General features: G+C 73.1%; 4 protein-coding genes. All 4 read right to left on the minus strand.

The genetic code is table 11. The features are described from left to right. Positions 1 to 769 (minus strand): biotin/lipoyl-containing protein (locus tag IE330_RS37790; protein ID WP_308439084.1); only part of this gene is annotated, 769 nt, incomplete at its 3' end. 98 nt (positions 770 to 867) lie between these two features. Continuing rightward, complete coding sequence (lpdA, locus tag IE330_RS37795; RefSeq protein WP_190140709.1) at positions 868 to 2,256, minus strand: dihydrolipoyl dehydrogenase; 1,389 nt, start codon at positions 2,254 to 2,256, stop codon at positions 868 to 870. A gap of 367 nt (positions 2,257 to 2,623) precedes the next feature. Beyond that, a complete protein-coding gene (locus IE330_RS37800) occupies positions 2,624 to 4,189 on the minus strand; it encodes a leucyl aminopeptidase (protein WP_190140710.1) in 1,566 nt (521 codons plus the stop codon). Positions 4,190 to 4,291: 102 nt separating this feature from the next. After that, positions 4,292 to 4,523 (minus strand): adenosylcobinamide-GDP ribazoletransferase (locus IE330_RS37805; RefSeq protein WP_190140711.1); only part of this gene is annotated, 232 nt, incomplete at its 5' end.

Here is a 4,523-nt window from a genome sequence, read left to right on the forward strand (position 1 = left end):
CCGGCTGCGCCGGGGCCTCGGCCTTGGCCGGAGCGGCGGGCTGCGCGGGGGCCGGGGCCTCCTGGGCGGGGGCCTCGGCCTGCTGCGGGGCGGCCGGGGCCTCCTCCTTGGCCTGCGCCGGGGCGGCACCCGGGGCGCCGATGACGGCGAGCTTCGCGCCGACCTCGGCGGTCTCGTCCTCACCGACGACGATCTCGAGCAGCACGCCCGCGACCGGGGCCGGGATCTCGGTGTCGACCTTGTCGGTGGAGACCTCGAGCAGCGGCTCGTCGGCCTCGACCTCCTCGCCGACCTCCTTCAGCCAGCGGGTGACGGTGCCCTCGGTGACGGACTCACCGAGCGCGGGCAGCGTCACGTCGGTGCCCTCGGCGGAGCCGCCGGACGACGCCGGGGCCTCCTGCGCGGGGGCCTCGGCCTGCTGCGGGGCGGCCTGCGGGGCCTCCTGCTGCGGGGCCTCCTGGGCGGGGGCCTCGGCCGGAGCGGCCGGGGCCTCGGCCTGCGCCGGGGCGGCCGAGCCGCCCGCGTCGCCGGAGCCGTCGTCGATGACGGCCAGCTCGGCGCCGACCTCGACGGTCTCGTCCTCGGCGACCTTGATGGAGGCCAGGACGCCGGCGGCGGGGGAGGGGATCTCGGTGTCGACCTTGTCGGTCGACACCTCCAGCAGCGGCTCGTCGGCCTCGACGCGCTCGCCCTCGGCCTTCAGCCAGCGGGTGACAGTGCCCTCGGTGACGCTCTCGCCGAGCGCCGGAAGGGTTACGGAAACCGCCATGGTTTCAGTTGCTCCTTACGAATGTGGGGTCTCCCCCGGCCCGAGCGTAGTCGAGAGCCGGGGAAGGAAGTCTGGTCGTCGCGCCCGTGGACTGAAGGTCAGTCGTGCGAGTGCAGCGGCTTGCCGGCGAGGGCGAGGTGGGCCTCGCCGAGCGCCTCGTTCTGCGTCGGGTGGGCGTGGATGAGCTGCGCCACCTCGGCGGGCAGGGCCTCCCAGTTGTAGATGAGCTGGGCCTCGCCCACCTGCTCACCCATGCGGTCGCCCACCATGTGGACGCCGACCACGGCACCGTTCTTGACCTGGACGAGCTTGATCTCGCCCGCGGTCTTCAGGATCTTGCTCCGGCCGTTGCCCGCGAGGTTGTACTTCAGGGCGACGACCTTGTCCGCGCCGTAGACCTCCTTGGCCTTGGCCTCGGTGATGCCGACCGACGCGACCTCGGGGTGGCAGTACGTCACCCGCGGCACGCCGTCGTAGTCGATCGGCACGGTCTTCAGACCGGCCAGGCGCTCCGCCACCAGGATGCCCTCGGCGAAGCCGACGTGCGCGAGCTGGAGCGTCGGGACGAGGTCGCCCACGGCGGAGATCGTCGGCACGTTCGTCCGCATGTACTCGTCGACGAGGACGTGGCCGCGGTCCATGGCGACGCCCTGCTCCTCGTACCCGAGGCCCTGCGAGACCGGGCCGCGGCCGATCGCGACGAGCAGCACCTCGGCCTCGAAGGTCTTGCCGTCGGCGAGGGTGACCCGCACGCCGTTCTCGGTGTACTCGGCCTTGTCGAAGAAGGTGCCGAGGTTGAACTTGATGCCGCGCTTGCGGAAGGCGCGCTCGAGGAGCTTGGAGCTGTTCTCGTCCTCGGCCGGCACGAGGTGCTTGAGGCCCTCGACGATGGTCACGTCGGTGCCGAAGGACTTCCACGCGGAGGCGAACTCGACGCCGATGACGCCGCCGCCCAGGATGATCGCGGACTGCGGGACGCGGTCCAGCGTCAGGGCGTGGTCCGAGGAGATGACGCGGTTGCCGTCGATCTCCAGGCCCGGCAGGGACTTCGGCACGGAGCCGGTCGCCAGGAGGATGTGACGGCCCTGGATCCGCTGTCCGTTCACGTCGACGGAGGTCGGGGACGACAGGCGGCCCTCGCCCTCGATGTACGTGACCTTGCGGGAGGCGACCAGGCCCTGGAGGCCCTTGTACAGGCCCGCGATCACGTCGTCCTTGTACTTGTGGACGCCCTTGATGTCGATGCCCTCGAGGCTGGCCTTGACACCGAACTGCTCGGCCTCGCGCGCCTGGTCGGCGATCTCGCCGGCGTGCAGCAGGGCCTTGGTGGGGATGCAGCCGTTGTGCAGGCAGGTGCCGCCGAGCTTGTTCTTCTCGATCAGTGCGACGTCCAGACCCAGCTGCGAGGCGCGCAGGGCCGCGGCGTAACCGCCGCTACCACCGCCGAGGATCACTAGGTCGAAAACGGTGCTGGCGTCGTTCGCCACGTCACGTCCTCCATGCATGTGCGCCGTGCGCCGGACCCCGCTTGCCGGGGACCACCGGTCGGTCGGCTGGTATTCGGCCGCTCTTCTTCGGCCCTGTGGTGGGGGCCCTGTCCTGCCGAGAACCCATCTTCGCACTTGTCGGCGGCAGGCGGGACGCCGGGCCGGGCTGTGGCGGGCCCGGCGCCCGCTCCACGGGGCCGGGGCCGGGCGGGACCCCGCGGATTTCGTTGAGAGCGAAACTGTCCCGCGGCGGCGCACCGGCGTACGCCACCGCGGGCGCGGACACGCGTACGGCCCCGGGCACGCGCGTGTCCCGGAGCCGTACGCGTGGCGTGGGCCGAGCGCCCTGGGCCGGCCGGTCGACCGGTCAGCCGAGGTCGCCCGCGGCGGTGCGCTCCGCGAGGCGCACCAGCGTGCGTACGGCGGAGCCGGTGCCGCCCTTGGGGGTGTAGCCGTACGGGGCGCCCTCGTGGTAGGCCGGGCCCGCGATGTCCAGGTGGGCCCAGGTGATGCCCTCGCCCACGAACTCGCGCAGGAACAGGCCCGCGACCAGGCCGCCACCCATGCGCTCGCCCATGTTGGCGATGTCGGCGGTGGGGGAGTCCATGCCCTTGCGCAGGTGCTCCGGCATCGGCATCGGCCAGGACGGCTCGCCGACCTCCTCGGCGACCTCGTGGATCGAGGCGCGGAAGGCGTCGTCGTTGGCCATGATGCCGAAGGTGCGGTCGCCGAGGGCCAGGACCATCGCGCCGGTCAGCGTCGCCACGTCGACGATCGCGTCGGGCTGCTCCTCGGAGGCCTTGGTGAGCGCGTCGGCGAGGACGAGGCGGCCCTCGGCGTCGGTGTTGAGGACCTCCACCGTCTTGCCGCTGTACATGCGCAGCACGTCGCCCGGACGGGTGGCCGAGCCGGACGGCATGTTCTCGGCGAGCGCCAGCCAGCCGGTGACGTTGACCTCCAGGCCCAGGCGCGCGGCGGCGACCACGGCCGCGAACACGGCGGCGGCGCCGCTCATGTCGCACTTCATGGTCTCGTTGTGACCGGCGGGCTTGAGCGAGATACCGCCCGAGTCGTACGTGATGCCCTTGCCGACGAAGGCCAGGTGCTTCTTCGCCTTCGACGAGGTGTACGACAGCTTGACCAGGCGGGGCGGGGCGGCCGAGCCGGCGCCGACGCCGAGGATGCCGCCGTAGCCGCCCTTGGCGAGCGCCTTCTCGTCGAGCACCTGCACCTTGATGCCGTGCTCCTTGCCGGCGGCCGTGGCCACGGCGGCGAAGGCCTCCGGGTCGAGGTCGTTCGGCGGGGTGTTGATCAGGTCGCGGGCGCGGTTGAGCTCCTCGCAGACGGCCACGGCGCGCTCGACGGCGGCCTTGTAGGCCTTGTCGCGCGGCTTGCCGCCGAGCAGGGTCGCCTCGGCGAGCGGGCCCTTGGCGCCGTTCGCGTCCTTGGCCTTGCCGGCCCGGCCGGCCTTGCCCTTGGCGGCCTTGTCGTCGGCGACGTCCTTGTACGCGTCGAAGGAGTATGCGCCGAGCAGCGCGCCCTCGGCGATCGCGGCGGCGTCGGCGGCGTCCTCGACGGGCAGCGCGAACCCGGCCTTCTTCGCACCGGCGAGGGCGCGGGCGGCCGCACCGGCGGCGCGGCGCAGGGCCTCACCCTCGTACGCCTGGTCCTTCTCGGGGACCGGGCCGAGGCCGACTGCCAGGACCACCGGCGCCTTGAAGCCGGACGGCGCGGGCAGCTTCGTCACCTCGCCCTCGGCGCCCGAGGCGCCGAGGGTCTCCAGGACGGACGCGAGCTTGCCGTCGTACGCCTTGTCCACGGACTCGGCGCCCGGGGCCACGAGCGGCCCCTTGGCACCCTTCGCGACACCGACGACGATCGCGTCGGCGCGCAGGCCGGACGCCGCGGCGGTGCTGAGAGTCAGAGCAGTCACGGTGCTGAAGTCCCTCTTTCATGTGGAGGTTTCTCGAGTTCCAGCGGGCTTTGGGGTGGTAAGCCCGTCGCGAGCCTACGCCCGTAAGCGATGCGGTGTGCCTCACTGTGCGTGTGGGCCGAGGGCGAGCACAAGCAGCGCGGTGGTGGCGGCGGTCTCGGCGAGTCCGCCGAAGACGTCGCCGGTGACGCCGCCGAAGCGCCTGCGGCAGTGGCGGAGGAGGCCCTCGGCGGCGGCGCAGGCGAGCAGCACCGCGGCCGCGTTGCGCACGGCGTCGTAGGGCCCGAGGGCGGTCCCCGCGGCGGCGGCGACGGCGGCGGCGCCCACCGCCACC

Source organism: Streptomyces longispororuber (genome assembly GCF_014656095.1).
GTDB classification, from domain to species: domain Bacteria; phylum Actinomycetota; class Actinomycetes; order Streptomycetales; family Streptomycetaceae; genus Streptomyces; species Streptomyces longispororuber.